12 protein-coding genes are annotated in these 16,214 nt (G+C 62.4%); 5 read left to right on the top strand and 7 right to left on the bottom strand.

The window, feature by feature from the left end; translation table 11 throughout:
* Positions 1-217: 217 nt before the first annotated feature.
* The 4 genes from B0G77_RS12670 to B0G77_RS12685 all read right to left on the bottom strand — a co-directional run bounded on the left by B0G77_RS12670 (position 218) and on the right by B0G77_RS12685 (position 6,003).
* Positions 218-1,024 carry an oxidoreductase gene (locus B0G77_RS12670; protein ID WP_133662437.1) on the bottom strand — a complete coding sequence of 269 codons (807 nt, stop codon included), beginning with the start codon at positions 1,022-1,024 and terminating at the stop codon, positions 218-220.
* A 30-nt stretch (positions 1,025-1,054) separates the two neighbouring features.
* Positions 1,055-4,192 carry an efflux RND transporter permease subunit gene (locus tag B0G77_RS12675; protein ID WP_133662438.1) on the bottom strand — a complete coding sequence of 1,046 codons (3,138 nt, stop codon included), beginning with the start codon at positions 4,190-4,192 and terminating at the stop codon, positions 1,055-1,057.
* Positions 4,189-5,304 carry an efflux RND transporter periplasmic adaptor subunit gene (locus tag B0G77_RS12680; RefSeq protein WP_133662439.1) on the bottom strand — a complete coding sequence of 372 codons (1,116 nt, stop codon included), beginning with the start codon at positions 5,302-5,304 and terminating at the stop codon, positions 4,189-4,191. The genes B0G77_RS12675 and B0G77_RS12680 overlap by 4 nt, the downstream gene beginning before the upstream one ends.
* Before the next feature lie 81 nt (positions 5,305-5,385).
* A complete protein-coding gene (locus B0G77_RS12685; RefSeq protein WP_133662440.1) occupies positions 5,386-6,003 on the bottom strand; it encodes a TetR/AcrR family transcriptional regulator in 618 nt (205 codons plus the stop codon).
* Between the two features lie 94 nt (positions 6,004-6,097).
* On the opposite strand from B0G77_RS12685, the gene B0G77_RS12690 reads away from it, so the two are divergent.
* Both B0G77_RS12690 and B0G77_RS12695 read left to right on the top strand, forming a co-directional pair.
* Complete coding sequence (locus B0G77_RS12690; protein WP_133662441.1) at positions 6,098-7,558, top strand: TolC family protein; 1,461 nt, start codon at positions 6,098-6,100, stop codon at positions 7,556-7,558.
* A 237-nt stretch (positions 7,559-7,795) separates the two neighbouring features.
* Positions 7,796-8,413, top strand: coding sequence for a TetR family transcriptional regulator (locus tag B0G77_RS12695; RefSeq protein ID WP_133662442.1), 618 nt, complete (start codon positions 7,796-7,798; stop codon positions 8,411-8,413).
* Between the two features lie 1,909 nt (positions 8,414-10,322).
* Here B0G77_RS12695 and B0G77_RS12700 read toward each other — a convergent pair.
* Both B0G77_RS12700 and B0G77_RS12705 read right to left on the bottom strand, forming a co-directional pair.
* Positions 10,323-10,670, bottom strand: coding sequence for a c-type cytochrome (locus B0G77_RS12700; RefSeq protein WP_243750978.1), 348 nt, complete (start codon positions 10,668-10,670; stop codon positions 10,323-10,325).
* A gap of 149 nt (positions 10,671-10,819) precedes the next feature.
* Positions 10,820-11,275 (bottom strand): hypothetical protein, encoded by a 456-nt coding sequence (locus tag B0G77_RS12705; protein ID WP_133662444.1) that lies wholly within the window; start codon positions 11,273-11,275, stop codon positions 10,820-10,822.
* Positions 11,276-11,768: 493 nt separating this feature from the next.
* On the opposite strand from B0G77_RS12705, the gene B0G77_RS12710 reads away from it, so the two are divergent.
* A complete protein-coding gene (locus B0G77_RS12710) occupies positions 11,769-12,038 on the top strand; it encodes a MoaD/ThiS family protein (RefSeq protein ID WP_133662445.1) in 270 nt (89 codons plus the stop codon).
* A gap of 32 nt (positions 12,039-12,070) precedes the next feature.
* Positions 12,071-13,243 carry an exo-alpha-sialidase gene (locus B0G77_RS12715; RefSeq protein ID WP_133662446.1) on the top strand — a complete coding sequence of 391 codons (1,173 nt, stop codon included), beginning with the start codon at positions 12,071-12,073 and terminating at the stop codon, positions 13,241-13,243.
* Positions 13,244-13,341: 98 nt separating this feature from the next.
* Here B0G77_RS12715 and B0G77_RS12720 read toward each other — a convergent pair whose 3' ends face one another.
* On the bottom strand, positions 13,342-14,811 hold the full coding sequence (locus tag B0G77_RS12720) for an ATP-binding domain-containing protein (RefSeq protein WP_133662447.1): 1,470 nt from the start codon (positions 14,809-14,811) through the stop codon (positions 13,342-13,344).
* 443 nt (positions 14,812-15,254) lie between these two features.
* Between B0G77_RS12720 and B0G77_RS12725 the strand changes: the two genes are divergently transcribed.
* Entirely contained in the window at positions 15,255-15,998 is a 744-nt protein-coding gene (locus B0G77_RS12725; RefSeq protein ID WP_243750979.1) for a hypothetical protein, read from the top strand.
* Positions 15,999-16,214 lie beyond the last annotated feature (216 nt).

Consider the following 16,214-nt stretch of genomic DNA (forward strand, 5'->3'; position numbering starts at 1 on the left):
GGGCTAAATCCAATTCCTCAACGCGCCCGGATGATGCGCGCAGGCCGGTTCGCCTACGCGACTGCAGCCAGGTGAGGGTGTTTGCGGGCCAACACGCCGTCGGCACCTCGAAGACAAAGCAGGGTGTGGTCGCATGGTTGCCGTAGCGAACCGTCGGCCAACGTGGATGATCGTGCCGACCGCTCGCAATGGACCTGCCTGGGCGGGTGAATGATTTTCAGCTCATGCTTAGACCTTTCCGGACGCCTGCATCCACTGGGCCAGCGGGCATGAATCGCCGCAATTTGCTCAGAAGAGAGGCCTGACCTTTGGGGGTTCGCCGCATTCTCCATGTACCAAAAGCGGCATCGACAATCGTGGCTGCCACACTGTCTGGCGCGGGAGCATCATTGACATTTTTTACGATCGCGCGGGATACGACATCGCGCTCAGCATCATAGGCTGGAATTTTGGAAGCTGCTTGCGGCGCATTGATATCGAGACTGGTCTTGGTATAGGAAGGTTCGACAAGTACCACGCGGATTCCAAATTGGCGCACCTCATGATCCAGGGTTTCGGACATCCCTTCCACGGCATGCTTGGATGCTGAATAGAGCCCCATGTACGGGGCCGGAAGGAAACCCAACACTGAGCTGATGTTGACGATTCTTCCCGAGCGCTGCGCGCGCATGTGCGGCAGTACCGCCTGTGTCGTGCGCAGTACACCGAATACGTTGGTATTGAACAGCGACTGCGCTTCGGTAATTGACGTTTCTTCGACCGAACCGAGCAGGGATCCGCCCGCATTATTGACAAGAACATCAATGCGCTTGGCCTCACCGATGATGGTCTGGATTCCACGCTGAACTGAAGCGTCGTCGCGGACATCCATTTCAACCAGCACAACGCCCGGTATTGACTGCGCCTTTGTAGTGCTACGCACGGTGCCGAATACGCGGCACCCCCGCTCGGCGAACTTCTCTGCGGCGGCACGTCCGATGCCCGATGACACGCCGGTAACAACGACAACTGCGGACTTCGACATAACGGTTCCTTTTGTACAGGTGAGGTTTTCTTATCTCGGGGCGGCGGCCGAGTCCTGCAGCATCTGTCCCACATGCAGTGCCTGTTTGTGCCGGCCTTTCGGATCGGCCGTACTGCCTGGCCTGATCCTGAACCAGATGGAATACATGGCCGGCAGGAACACCAGGGTCAGAATCGTCCCCGCAAAGGTGCCACCAATCAGCGTGTAGGCGAGGGTGCCCCAGAACACCGAATGGGTCAGCGGAATGAACGCCAGGATCGCCGCCAGCGCGGTCAGGATCACCGGCCGCGCACGCTGCACGGTTGCTTCGACGACCGCCTTGAACGGATCCAGGCCCGCCTGTTCGTTCTGGTGGATCTGCCCGATCAGAATCAGCGTGTTGCGCATCAGGATTCCCGACAGCGCAATCAGGCCGACCAGCGCGTTGATGCCGAATGGCTGCCGGAAAAGAATCAGGGTTGGCACCACGCCGATCAGCCCCAATGGACTGGTCAGGAACACCATGACCATCGCGGAGATGGAGCGCACCTGGAAGATGATGATCAGCAGGGTGATCGCCAGCATGATCGGGAAGAGCGGCAACATGGCTACCGTCGCCTTGCCTGATTCTTCGATGGAGCCGGCCTGCTCGATGCGGTAGCCGCTGGGCAGCTTGGCGATGATCGGCTGAAGCTGCCTGGTGATCGCCGCTGACACATCCGGCGGCTGCAGATCATCGGCGATGTCGCCCCGCACGGTGATCGTCGGCATGCGATCGCGACGGCGCATGATCGGTTCCTCCATGCGCACGTCAACCGTGCCCACCTGTGACAGCGGGATGCGCTGGCCATTGGCGCCAGCCAGCGTGAAGTCGCTGATCCTGGCCGGGTCGAGCCGGATGTCGCCGGCCGAGCGTGCGACGACCTGCACTGTTCGGATGTCCTCACGCACGGTGGTGACAGGCACGCCGCTTAGCAGGAATTGCAGTTGCTGCGCCACGGCGCTGGACGTCAGTCCTACCGCTTGTAATCGGTCCTGCTGCAAGGTGAAGTGCAGTGTCGGCGTGCGCGTGCCCCAGTCGGTGTTGACCGTGCGCATCATCGGACTGGCGTCCATCACGTGTTGCACGTCAGCCGCAATACTTCGTAGCTTGTCCGGGTCTGGACCAGTGACCCGGTAGGCGACCGGGAACGGCGAATACGGGCCGAATACGAGTTGCGTGACACGCACGCGCGCCTCGGAGGCGAGACCGCCGGCGATCGCCTGGCGCAGTCGCTGCTTCAACGCCTCACGCTCATCCTGGCTGTCCGTGCGGACCACGATCTTCGCAAACGACGGATCAGGCAGTTCCGGTCCCATCGCCAGATAGAAGCGGGGCGCGCCCTGGCCGACGTAGGCGGTGACGATCCGGGCTTCCTTCTGTCTGGCCAGCCAGGCTTCCACCTTCGCCGTGGTGGCGCTGGTTTGGGCGATCGACGTGCCATAGGGCATCTGCACCTCGACCAGCACTTCAGGGCGGTCGGAGATCGGGAAGAACTGTTTCTTGACCACCGACATACCGAGTATGGCAACGACAAAGAGGGCCACCACCGAACCGGCAACCAGCCATTTGCGCCCGATGACGCGCCCCAGCACCTGACGGAAACGGTTGTAGCGCGGTGTATCGTAGATCGCGCCGTGGCCACCTGCGACTCTTTTGAAGTCGGGCAGCAACTTGACACCCAGGTACGGCGTGAAGACCACTGCGACGACCCACGACGCGATCAGCGCAATGCCAACGATCCAGAACATGTTGCTGGTGTATTCGCCCGCGGTGGATCGGGCGAAGCCATTGGGCATGAAGCCGACGGCCGTGACCAGCGTGCCCGACAGCATGGGCGCAGCGGTATGGCTCCAGGCATAGGCGGAGGCAGCGACGCGGCTGTAGCCCTCTTCCATCTTCACCACCATCATTTCGATGGCGATGATGGCGTCGTCCACCAGCAGGCCGAGCGCCAGGATCAGCGACCCCAGGGTGATGCGGTCGAAGTTCTTGCCGGTCGCGGCCATCACAACGAAGACCGCCGCCAGTGTCAGCGGCACGGCCGCGGCGACCACGAGGCCCACGCGCCAGCCCATGCTCACGAAGCTGACCAGCATGACCACCAGCAGCGCGGCGAAGAACTTGACCATGAACTCATCGACCGCCGAACTGATGTTGACCGCCTGGTCGGTAACCTTGCTCAGGCTCATGCCCAGCGGCAGTTCCGCGTTGATCGAACCGACCTCGCTGTCTAGCGCCTTGCCGAGATCGAGCCCGTTCCAGCCGTCGCGCATGACGATGCCGAGCAGCAGCGCAGGTTCGCCGCCGTTGCGGATCATGAACGTCGCCGGATCTTCATAGCCACGCTTGACGGTGGCAATGTCCGACAGCTTCAGCGTGCGACCCTGCGCCACAACGGGCGTATCGCGGATCTTCTGCAATTCGTCGAAGGCGCCGTCCACGCGAATGAGCACTTCAGGGCCCCTGGTCTCCACGGAGCCGGCCGAAGTCAGGACATTCTGGCTGTTGAGCGCGGCGAACACTTCCTGTGGGCTGACGCCCAGCGTTGCCAGGCGGTCATGCGAGAACTCGACATAGATTCTCTCCGCCTGCTCGCCAATGATGTTCACCTTCTTCACGCCGGGCACGTGCAGCAGCCGCTGGCGCAGCGTCTCCGCGTCGCGTACCAGCAGGCGCTGTGGTTCGCCTTTGGCCTTGAGCGCGAACAGCGCAAAGGTGACGTCCGCGTATTCGTCGTTGACTAATGGCCCGATGACGCCGGGCGGAAGGTTGACCGCCTCGTCGCCGACCTTCTTGCGGGCCTGGTAGAACTGCTCCTGCACTTCCGAAGGCGGTGTGCTGTCGAGCAACGTCAGGGTCGTGAAGGCGAGGCCTGGTCTTGTGTAGGTCTCGGTACGGTCATACCAGCGCAGCTCCTGCATGCGCTTTTCGATCTTCTCGGCGACCTGGTCCTGCATTTCCTGCGCAGTGGCCCCCGGCCAGGCGGTGATGATGGTCATCACCTTGACCGTGAAAGCAGGGTCTTCCGCGCGGCCCAACTTGAAGAACGCAATAAGCCCGGCCAGCGAGATCAGGCAGATCAGGAAGAGGGTGACGGAGCGCTCGCGCACGGCGAGCGCCGACAGGTTGAAACGACCTTCGCTCACGGACGGGCTCCTTCGGTCGCAGTCGCGGCAGTCTGGCCCGCCACACGGACCTGCTCGCCTTCGCGCAGCAGATGCGCGCCGAGCGCGACGACCCGGTCACCTTGCTGGAGCTGGCCGGCGATGCGTGCTCCATCGTCATCCAGATGCTGGATCGCAACCGGCCGCCAGAAAACCTTTGCAGGCTGCCCGTTGATGATCCACACCCCCGGTCCCTTGCCCGCGTCGAACAGGGAGCCGATCGGCACCTGTAAGCCGCCTTGTGCGGAGGAATGCCCGTCCGGAATCTGGATCGTAACCGTGGTGCCCAACGGTGCATTGGCGAGTTCTCCCTCCAGCACATACCGCGCCTCAAACGTGCGGGTCAGGCGATCCGCCGCATCCGATAGCTGCCGGAGCGTGGCCGGGACGCTAACGCCGTCCTTGCCGAAGAGCGTGGCCTGTCCGGCGGAACCGACCGCAGGGCGCAGGGTTTCCGGCAACTGGATAACGGCCTCGCGGCGCCCGGCGTGGGCGAGGCGCACGACGATCTGCCCGGCGTTGACGACCTGGCCGGGCTCGACCAGCGTTTCCATGACGACACCGTCGCCGTCGGCCACGAGCTCTGCATAGTGGCTCGCATTACGGGCTACGTCGGCCTGGGCCTCGGCTGCGCTGAGCTGGGCTTTGGCAGCATCCGCCGCCGCCTTGATCTGGTCGTAGGCCGAAGCCGATATCGCACCGGTGCCGCGCAGATCGCGGTAGCGGGCTTCATCCTCCGCCGTCTGCTGCGCCCGCGCGCGCGCGGCCGCAACCGCTTCCTGCTGCGCCTGCGCAGCGAGCTTCAGATCGACGGGGTCGATGCGCATGAGCGGCTGGCCGCGCTTGACGGTTTGACCGGCATCCACGAGCCGCTCCAGCACCTTGCCGGCGACCCGAAACCCCAGGTCGCTCTGCACCCGGGCGGCTACGGTTCCCGTGAACGAACGCGACGCTGGAGTCGCGCTCTTGACGATGGCGACACGCACCATCGGCGCCTCCGTGCGCGGATCGGATGGTGCTTTTGCGCCGCAAGCGGCCAGCGCAAACGGCAAGGCGAAGACGACGGTAGAGGTGGCGAGGCGACGCGAAAGCATGAAAGACCCATCGACGAAAGGATGACGGCTTTCATTATGGTTCTAGTGACCAATATAGTCAACAGTCACAAACGCTTCGCTTCAAGGCGAGAGGCTGCGTAGCACCAGGCTAGACAGTTTCGCCGGCGCCTCCTCGGTGTAATCGAAGCTGTGCTGCAGGATCAGCGGGTTGAGGTAGGGGCGCAGGACCAGGTAGATCGCCATCGCGGTCTCGTCCAAGGGCGTCTTGCGCTCGAAGTCCCCGCTCTGGCGGCCCTCCTGCAGGATGTCCTGAAGCAGCTTCTGGATGCGCTCCTCATAGGCGAGCGTCGCTTGCCAGTGCTCGGTGGCGGCCGACGCGGCAATCTCGTAAAGCTTGCGGTCCTGGGAGAACAGGCGAAGGCTGGCCTCAACGATCGCCTTGAACATCCGTCGCAGCTTCTCGGGTGGCCGGTCAGCCTCGTCAACGGCCGCTTTGACCTCGCTTTCGATCTCGCGCAGGCAGTTCGCGCAGATCATCTCGCCAATAGCCTGCTTGGACTCGAAGAACTTGTAGATATACGCCTTGGAAAAGCCGATGGCCTTGGCAAGATCGGAGACGGTTGTCTTCTCGTAGCCATACCGGCTGAAGTGCTCGGTGGCCGCCGCAACGATCTGATCGCGCACGTCGTGGTCGGCCGGGCCGCGGCCCGAGATGGGATAGGTGGCTGCATTTTTCATGGTTCCTAGCTTACCGCCGCTCTTGTGAATCGACAACATGTGACTAAAATGTATTATAGTCACATCCATTCGTTCTCCTCGCCGGAAGAAGCTTATGCTGCCCAAACGCACTCTTGCCATGCTCATCGTCGCCAGCTTCTCGGCGGGCTGCGCGGTCGGTCCCGATTACGTTCGGCCCGATGTACCCATGCCGGAGCGGTTCCAGGGCCAGACCGCGGTCGATCAGCGGCCTGCGGCGGCCACTGCCGACCTCACCACCTGGTGGGCGGGTTTCGGCGATCTGCAACTGACACGATTCGTCGCGCTTGCGCTGGAGCAGAACCTTGACCTCGCGCAGGCATCCGCTCGTGTCGCCGAGGCACATGCAGGACTTGGGGCGGCGAATGCCGCGTTGCTGCCTTCCGGCAATGTCAGCGGCCAGGCAGCCAGAGTTTATCAATCCGTTGAAACGCCCCTGGGGCGGGTCTTGAACTCGACGCCCGGCTTCGACCGCTACGGCAACGATTACGAAGCCAATCTGAGTGCGAGTTGGGAACTGGACGTGTTTGGAGGGCTGCGTCGTGGACGGGAAGCGGCGCTTGCCGAGTACCAGGCTTCGGAAGCGGGCGCAGCTGCCACGCGCCTGGCTGTGGCGGCACAGACCGCCGACATCTACATCAGCATTCGTGGCTTGCAAGCCCGTCTGATCGTTGCCCGGCGGCAGGTGCAGACGCAGCAGGATCTGCTCTCAACGATCAACCTTCTGTATGGCAAGGGATTGGCGGCCGAACTTCAGGTGAGGCAGGCCGAGGGCGCGCTTGCCCAGGTCCGGGCATCGGTCCCGGTCCTGGAGACGGGCCTGGATGCGGCCATGAACGCGCTGGACGTGATGCTGGGCGCGCAGCCCGGCGCGCATCGGGCAGAACTGGTCGAAGCGGGCGACATCCCGGCCGCCCCGCAGATCGGAGCGACCGGATCACCGGGTGAACTGCTCCGGCGCCGGCCTGACCTGATCGTGGCCGAGCGACGCCTCGCCGCATCGAACGCGCATATCGGTGTCGCCATCGCCGAGTATTACCCGAAGCTCTCCCTGAATGGACTGATCGGTAGCGCGACATCAGTCGCCAGTGGCAATCTGTTCTCGAGCGGTGCCAGCCAGGCGGCAGGCGTGCTGGGTCTGCGCTGGCGTCTGTTCGACTTCGGCCGAATCAATGCGCAGATCAACCAGGCGAAGGGCCAGGAGGCCGAGATGCTGGCTGCGTATCGGCTTGCTGCGCTACATGCAACTGAGGACGTAGAGAACGCTTTTTCGGCACTGGTCAAGCGCGAGGAACAGGCTGCTGTGCTCGCCCAGGGCGTGGACTCGCTCGGCCGCGCGCGAGCGGCCTCGTTTGCAGCCTATCAAAACGGTGTCGTCAGCCTCATCGAAGTCCTGCAGGCCGATGAAAGCCTGCTACGCGCCTCCGATGAGCGTGCGCAGGCGAAAACGGAATCAGCACGCGCAGCAGTCGCCGCCTTCAAGGCGCTCGGTGGGGGTTGGCAACCCGGTGAATTGGACGCGGTCGCCATCAGGTAACAACGGTACGTGCCCATAGCGCCCAATGAGGACCACGGAATTTCGCCATCTTCGTTGCTCGATGGCCGTTGCTAGAGACTCCGATTCGTCCCTGCAGCGGAACTGCTACCTTTCGAACAGTCCCTGCTGGTACTTGCCATCAGGGAATGGAAGCGCAGCGTTTCGTCCGCTCGACGCGTGGCACCCGGCTGATAACGCAACGAAACACATGTGCCAGATGACTCGCTACCTTGCCGCATGCCCCGCAAACGATTGAGCCGGGATGAAGCCCGTGAACAGACCCGCCTGCGCCTGCTCGACGCGGCGGCCCTGAGCATTGCCAGGAAAGGGCTGGCCGCGACCAGTGTTGAGGACATCGCCGCCCAGGCCGGCTACACCCGCGGCGCGTTCTACTCTAACTTCAACAGCAAGAGCGACCTGTTCGTCGAACTGCTCCGTCTCGATCACCGGAACATCCAGGAAAACTTGCGGAAGCTGCTGGACGCAGCCCCGTCCAGCGAAGAGCTGCAAAAGCAGCTCACCTTGTTGTACGCGCAGCGTTATCGTGACGAGAACAACTACGTTATCTGGGCTGAGGCACGTCTGCACGCCATGCGTGACGACAGATTCCGGCAACGCATGACCGCCCTGTGCCTGGAAAAGCGCGATATGATCGCGTCCTTCATCGAGCAGTTCCGCAAGTGCGTCAACGTGCAGTTGCCAGGCCCTTGCGCCGACTACGCGCTCGCCGCTATCGCATTGATGGACGGCATCCTCTACTTCAACATGACCATGCCCAACGAACTGCCGAACGCTTCGGCCGAAGCGGTTTTGAGCAATATCTTTTCAAGGATGTTCAGTTCGAGACCGCAATAAAAAGCAAATCCTCGCGGACCTTTGATTGTGCGAGGGTTTGCTTAGCTCGATCGAGTTTGGCGGAGTCTTCCAACAGATGACAATTGTCTAAGACATCTATCTAATCCGCAGTACGGTTGGCGACAAATACGCGTAGTGGAAAGAGACACACTTGCGCAAACCCACGAGGGGAGTTGCTCGGTTTCGCAAGTGGCTGTTTCCAACGCATCCACGTGCGAACTCGCACGTCCACGCGTCTACAATGACCCTGCAGTCGGATGAGGGTTTGGTCGACGGAATGGCCGCTTGACCTTGTGACCGGCCGTTGACCCGCGGCAACATCAAATGGCCGGAGAGGGTCGGGAGCTGCCGACCGTCGACAGCGATAGCCGCTCGATGTTGCACGATCGTCTTGGGACCGGGTTCGTTAAGGGTGAGACTAGATAAGGCTCTCAGGGTTTTGCCCTGAGAGCCTTTTTCTATTCCTGTCGTTCATTACCAGCAAGGGTTTGCGGGATTTCGCGTAAACCCTGTCTAACAAGCGCCGCAGGTACGCTACCTGCTGCGGCCGATCGATGCATCGTCTGTGTCGACTCGGCGATGGAATCCACAGCTGGGACCTTGAATAAAGCCGTCGTCGAAGTCGGGAGCCAGCACCGCATCGCAGCACCCAATGCAGAGGGAGAGGCCGGCCCGGGTGTGTCATGAAGGACTGCTGATGAATGCATTCAAGCGCTGATCGCCTGGCCGGGCAGGGTGGAGCAGCGAGGAAACGGTGAGGGCGTCACGGCTGCCGTCTACCGGTTCACTGTCTCGGTCAGCATCTGTGTCGAACATTTCCGGTTTTTCACCGAGTCTCGACTCCGGGACGTTGTGACAGCGGAGCCTGCTGGTTAATATCCGCGAACATTCAATGGTCCGTGCAAGGTTCGATTTCGATCGTGGGGCTCGTCGGGATCAGGTGGTTTCGTTCAGCACGTACTCGCGGACTGCATGACGTGGGGGATCCCAATGCGTGCGCTGGGATGTGCGTGTGCGACGGGTTGCACTACCACGAGGTAACAGAGCAGTTCCGCCTGCGAATCCAGACTGGCCGGTAACAGGTGTCTCGAGTCCATTTTGAGTCATGCAAGGCCGGCCGGTGAATCGTTGACACCCATTAGCGGTCCCTGTTCGTGCCATGCCGGCGCGAACAGGGCACAATGATCAAACCCATGGGTGCCTGCACCGCGGGTGTGAAGGTGCGCATCACTCGCCAGCGTATGGTCGGAAGAATCGCCCGACACAGTGGCGCGGACATAGCAGCCGGAGTAACGCCCGGCCACCCGTGGCATTCCACTCCACGACCAACGTGAACCGAGTGGCCATTTCTCGCGGCGGACGGGAGCTTCCCGGCAGATTTTTGATACATGCTCTCGGGCCATCAACGGTCATTCGTGTAGTGACGCGCAAAGCGGACCTAATGGAACACTGCGACCGTGGCTGCCCTGAAGGGGCGGCGAGCGCTATCGCCGCGCTTAAATCGGGGAACTGCCTCCGATGGATAAACATTCCTATCCGAAGGCCATGTACTGGGTGCACCGGCCTTCCGCTGCCTCTACTGCACTTGTAGTATGTGCTCGCGAAACTGTCCGAGCAGTATCGGTGCGCTCGGCGAAGGAAGACTAACGGCGTCTTGCCCGCTTCTCGTCGTACGTTTGGTGGCTGAGCCTTCTACTTGCGCGCTCCGAGAACGACAGCGAACTGCTTTCGGCGTCGACGACTGATGCCATGCGGTTTTACTACCAGGATCCCGAGTTTGCGGCTTATCAGAGATGTCTCATTACGCGCCGACTCCACCCCGACAAGTCGTGACCGACGCAATCGCCTCGCCATCCCTCGGAATCCAACATTGGGTTTGCCGCGTGCGCAGACGTATTCCTCGTTAGCGCTACTGCTGAGGGCGCGACTCTGCCTGGATCGTCCGATCGGCCCGGCCCATAAAGTATCGGTGGATGTCGTCGAGGTGATCGGCAATCGACGGATTGAGACGATATGCTGGCATCCCGCGGGCTCCATCTCCGTCGAGGACCATTCGGACAAATGTCTCGCGGCTCTGGCTTCGCGCATAGTCGACGATGGAGGGGGCTGCCAACCCTTCGTAATCCTTGCCATGGCAACGAGCGCAGTCGGCGGCGCGCAGTGCCCGCCAGGCGCTGATGATACCGGGGTCGGTAAGCGGTGGCGCCGCGCCCTCGACGGCGCCGTCCGCCCGGGCGGACTGGGTAACAATCAACATGACAGCAACTACAATTGCAAGGCGCGCAGGCACCTGCTTTCCTCCAGGGCGGGTCACCAGCCGCAGGGGTTGCTCACGAGATCGCACCCGATAAGGCGCCTCCGCTAGTGCCCGTGCTTCACGGGCGCCGGATGCATCCCGCGGGACGCTCATTGAATTCGGTCCGTGACGTGCCCGGCAAACGTCCAGCCCTTGTCCTGTATCCAGATGTAGGTATAGCCGGTCGGACCGTCGATGAACACGGTCATTGGCTCGTTTTTGCCGTGGCTATCTTCATGTCGCGACGTCGCTACGGGCGTGACCCGGCCCTGGGTTGCCTTGGGTGCTGCATCGGGGGTGTCGAGCTTCCATCCGTCAGCCGGAACATAAGTGAGCCGCACCGTGCTGCCGACCGGAGGCTGGACGAGCAGGGTAAGCGGGGCATCTGCACTGCTCGCGTGCTCTTTACACGGCGTCGCCGCGTTGCGTCCCGTCGTGGTCTCTATCCTTGCTTCGTGATTGGGCTCGCCGTCAGTGGCGGCGAAAGTGATATGGCCAAACGTTCCGAGCGTCAACGCTGCCAAGGTAGCCGTGATCAATCCGGCACGTCGATCTGAGCGCTTCATTCCGGTTCCCTCCTACTTGCGGTAGTGGGCGACGACGGCCCCGTCGAAAGGGACTTTCGCGCGATCGGAGTAGCCGGTACAGAGGATGAGTCCGTCAAAGAGACGACTGCTGCTGATTTGCCGCCGGGGTTGGAATAGATCGGCGAAAACTCCTTCAACCATTCGCTGTTGTTCAGATCAATGGCGACCGAACAACTGAGCTTCGAAACCGTCGGGGTTTCCGGTGTGCATGGAAGGCGGCTTACTGCTTTCATCGTTGTCCTCATGGTCTGAACCTGGGTCGTGGCTTTATGCGGCATGCTCTTGTGCTGGCGCCGGGATGCGATAGGGAAGCCTGCTCGATGACGGCTGGATTGACTTCAGGGGCCAGACGTTGTGTCAGGCAATGTACCGCGACCTGACGTCTGGTGTATGGCGATGCCCCGGAGCACACGGCGGATCGCCTAAACTATAGAACTGACGGACACGGCCATTCCCGCGACGCTACCCCGCCATGGCGCACATCTTCTTCGCTGCTTCGATTCAGCGGCATATCGCAACGCCCGAGCACGAGATCGATGCCCGCACGCTCGGCGAAGCGCTCGAGGCTGTCTTCGCCGCGCAACCTCGACTGCGCGGCTACATCCTTGATGATCAGGGCTCACTGCGGCGGCATCTCGCCGTGTTTGTCGACGGCCGGCCGGTGCGCGACCGACGACATCTGTCCGATGCGCTCGGCGAGGAAAGCCGGGTTTACGTCGTACAGGCGCTGTCGGGCGGGTAAGAGGGTTCCATCCGTACACAAGGAGACTCGACATGAGCGATCGATTGCTTGTCGCAACCCGCAAGGGACTGTTCGTTTTGCAAGCCGGTGACAAGGGCGGCTGGACGCTCGGTGAGCCGGATTTCGTCGGCGAGCCGGTGAGCATGGTGCTGCCTGATTCGCGCGACGGATCGCTGTATGCCGCGCTCAATCTCGGCCACTTTGGCGTGAAGCTCCATCGCCGGCGCGCGGGCATGGCGGATTATGAAGAGTGCGCGGTCCCCGTCTACCCGCCGCAGCCTGCCGACGAGACGCGTACCGGTGACGGCGCGAATGCGAGCACGAACGCGAGTGCAGACACCAGCGCGGACCATGCGAGTGCGGCCGCGCCCAGCCCGTCGCCCCCTCCCTGGACGCTTCAGCAAATCTGGTCGCTTGAAACCGGCGGCCCGGACGAGCCGGGGGTCTTGTGGGCCGGCACGATTCCCGGCGGGCTCTTCCGTTCCGACGATGGCGGCGACACATGGCTGCTAAACCGCGCGCTGTGGGATCGCCCAGAGCGTCGCGAATGGTTCGGGGGCGGCTACGACGCGCCGGGCATCCATTCCGTGATGGTCGATCCGCGCGACAGCCGGCACGTGACGATCGGTGTGTCGTGCGGCGGCGTCTGGCAAACCGCCGATGGCGGTGCGACGTGGCGCCTGAGTGCCGAGGGCATGGAGGCCGACTACATGCCGCCGGAGCGGCGCGGCGATGCCAACGTGCAAGACCCGCACCGCGTCGTGCAATGCGCGGCAAACCCGGATGCGCTGTGGACGCAGCATCACTGCGCGATCTTCCGCTCGACAGACGGCGCGGCGCACTGGCAGCGGATCGAAGCGCAGCCATCGAGCTTCGGCTTCGCGGTTGCCGTGCATCCGCGCGAGCCGGACACCGCGTGGTTCGTGCCTGCCGTGAAAGACCAGTGCCGCATCCCGGCGGACGGTCAGTTCGTAGTCACGCGCACACGCGACGGCGGCCGCACGTTCGAGCGTTTCTCGAACGGGTTGCCGCCTGCACCGGCGTATGACCTCGTGTATCGGCACGGGCTCGCTGTAGATGACTCCGGCACGCGCCTCGCGATGGGGTCGACCACTGGCGCGCTATGGACGTCCGACGACGGCGGCGAGAGTTGGCATTTGCTTTCGGCGCATTTGCCGCCTGTTTATTGTGTTCGGTTTGGATGAGGACGAGGGGCGGGCCAGTGAGACATGAAACGCCAACGTCCCCGTTCATTCTCAGGACATAGCCTGAAGCAGTTCATCTTCGCCAATCGAACGGCCGGTCAGGCTGACTTATTGGTGAACAGCCGTAAAAGCTCCTCGCGTAGCTCGGAGACGTCCAGCAAATGCTGTGCGCGCGTCACGGCCACGTAAAGCAGGCGCATCTCGTCCTCGTCCAGCGTCAGGCGCCCGTCAACGGTCTTGAAGCGAAAGTCATTGGCTATCTTCACCCGTTTCCATTGCAGCCCCTTGGCGCGATGCACGGTCGAGATCACGTAGTCGGCGTCTGCCTCGGGCGTGACTCGTCGCGCCAGCTCCCGAAGATAGGCGGTGCCGCACGCGTCGACGATTCGCACGATGGGTAGTAAGTCGCGCCCGACCGCGCTCTGGGCAAACGACTGAGCGTCCTTCCAGGTTTCGAACAGCGAAAATGCCATTGGCCGGAAAGCTCGCTTACCGGCCTGCAACTGATCGGCGCCGTCTGCAAACGCCACGATCTCTGTGGGACTCATACGGATCGCCGGCTTGTGACCCGCTTCGACACCTGCGGCCAATTGCCAGATCGCCGTCACATTCTTGCGACACAAAATGGCGTCGACGGGCGGTGAGATATTCGGGTCCTCCACCATGATCGAACCGATGCCATCCTGGCCGCGAACGGGCGTGCGCTCGCCAAGCAGCGCGAGCACACGACTTGCGAGCGCCGCGAACGTCGGTCCGAAACGGAAGGATTCGGTTAGCGCACACTCGGGCGCGTCGATCTGAGCCATTGCATTGACCGCGCCGCGCCATTCATAGATTTGTTGGTAGGGGTCGCCGACGTAGATGATCTGAGAGTGGCGCTGGAGGCCAAGCACCGAGAGCATGACGCCATCGCTGTCCTGCGCCTCGTCGAACAGGATGAAGTCCGCATCAATACGGGGTTTGGTCTGCGCCCAAACCTTTAGATAGACGTCTGGCGCAATGGCGCTACGGCCGCGTGGATTGGTGCTTTCATTCCACAGGCGCACGACGCAGGGAAGCAACGATTCGCGCAGCCAGTCGGCCGCCTTGTCATCTACCTTTTCGTCGACAGGGATATGTAAGGCATCCGGCCGCAACTGCGCCGAGCGGCAAAATCTGCCCAGGCCGTCGGCGACCATCCGACCAATTTCAAACGGCGTGACTTCGACTGTCTTGCCGGTGATGGTCGGCACCTGTATCGGTCCGAGCCCATAACGGGCAGCCAGTTCGTGCGGTGGCTCGGCCGGAACGTTCAAGCGCGCGGTGAGGGCGGGAGCTACGGATGCATACGCGAGCGAATGCACCGTGCGCGCGCTGACATTCCGTGGAAAGCCGCGGCGAGCCTGCTCGGCGATTTCCTTGTTGAAGGCGAGATAGCTGCCGCGGTTACCGGCGAGATGATCGGCAATCAGCCGTAGCGTCGAAGTCTTTCCCGCGCCCGCATACGCCTTGATCTTCAGGTCGCCTCCGCCCAGAACCGCATCTACAACTGCGTGCTGTTCGGCGGTAGGCTTAAACGAATGGGCCATGGCATGCTAGGCTCAGCGAAGGTGCCCGTAGTGTGCCGGAAAATCGCCGATGGGTGCTGCCGGCAACGGGGTGGCCGAGTCCGGGTCGCGACCGTCCATTGTGAGTCGATTTATGCCTCATCGCATGAGACCGTTGTGCCTTCGTAATCGTCAGACCAGTCTGAATAGCCGGCCTGCGCGAATGCCCGCTTCTACAGCAAGGACTGACGACCCGGCAATTCTCTGGATATCGCTCGCCCATTCCTGCTCATCAGATCCCCCATTGCTGGCATTGATCTGATGAAAGCCGCGATCAGTCGTTTATCATGGGTGGCTCAAGTCGTTTGAACGATCCATCAGTGAGTATGATGAATACCCGAAAGATTTTGATGATTATTGGAGGGCTCCTGCTCTGTGCAGCAGGGACCACGTACCTGATGCTCCTTCAGGCGGACCGCCGCGCAATGGCAGAAGTCACGGCCGCCATGGATGAATCCGCACGCCATCCTGTCGTCGATTCGCGCGTCAGCGATCACGTGGCGGAAGGCAGCATCGGCCAGTCGAAGCCATCCAGCGCAATCACGAAAAGCACTGCCATCGCGCAGCCGCTGGTGGTTCCCGCTCCGGCTCCCGCTCTGGCAGCAGCGCCGGCTCGCGCACCTGCGCCCATGACGGCCGCGCCTGCATCCAGTCCGGCCGCCGCGCAAGACACTGGGCAACCGAAACCGCAGGCACAACCGAAGCAGGGGCCATCGACGGCAGTCGCGTCGGTGAACGCGCAGGACTCGGGTGCGCCGAAGGTGGTTCCGGCGCAGCGCGTCCAGCGTGGACGAAACGGTCTGGACCGTCGCGCGATAACAACCCAGGACGCGACACCGGAAACGGACGAACTGGTCAGGGAATCGGCGAAGCTCGATCCTTCGTTGCCGCCTCCCACGTCCTTGCCGCCCGCCAGCCTCGGTGCTCGCGCGAGCACGGACCAGCGCGGCGCGTATCAATCCGGGGCCGCGATGACGGACCAACTGGTGCGGGATTCGGCCAAGCTCGATCCTTCGTTGCCTCCGCCGGACATGTCCGCCGCTCGCGCCGCGATGGACCAACGTAGCTCGAAGCCAGGCACGGGCTCGAACCCGGTCGGGGCCGCGATGACGGATCAGCTCGTCAGGGATTCGGCCAAGCTCGATCCTTCGCTCCCGCCGCCCAGGTAACGGGCTTCTCCGGCAGCACGTGCGGCTGCACGAACGCTCGCCCATCGAAGCACAACAGCGCCGTCATGGATCGTGCGGCTTCTGCACAGGCACTCGCCGGACCTGGTCGACGGCCGCCCTGGTGGTTCGAGTGTTCGCACAGGGCAGAGCGAGATCTCGTACACCTCTCCCAACATCTTCACGGCTTCCTTGTATGTGGCCGACTGCTTGATCCGC

This window comes from Paraburkholderia sp. BL10I2N1 (assembly GCF_004361815.1).
GTDB lineage: Bacteria > Pseudomonadota > Gammaproteobacteria > Burkholderiales > Burkholderiaceae > Paraburkholderia.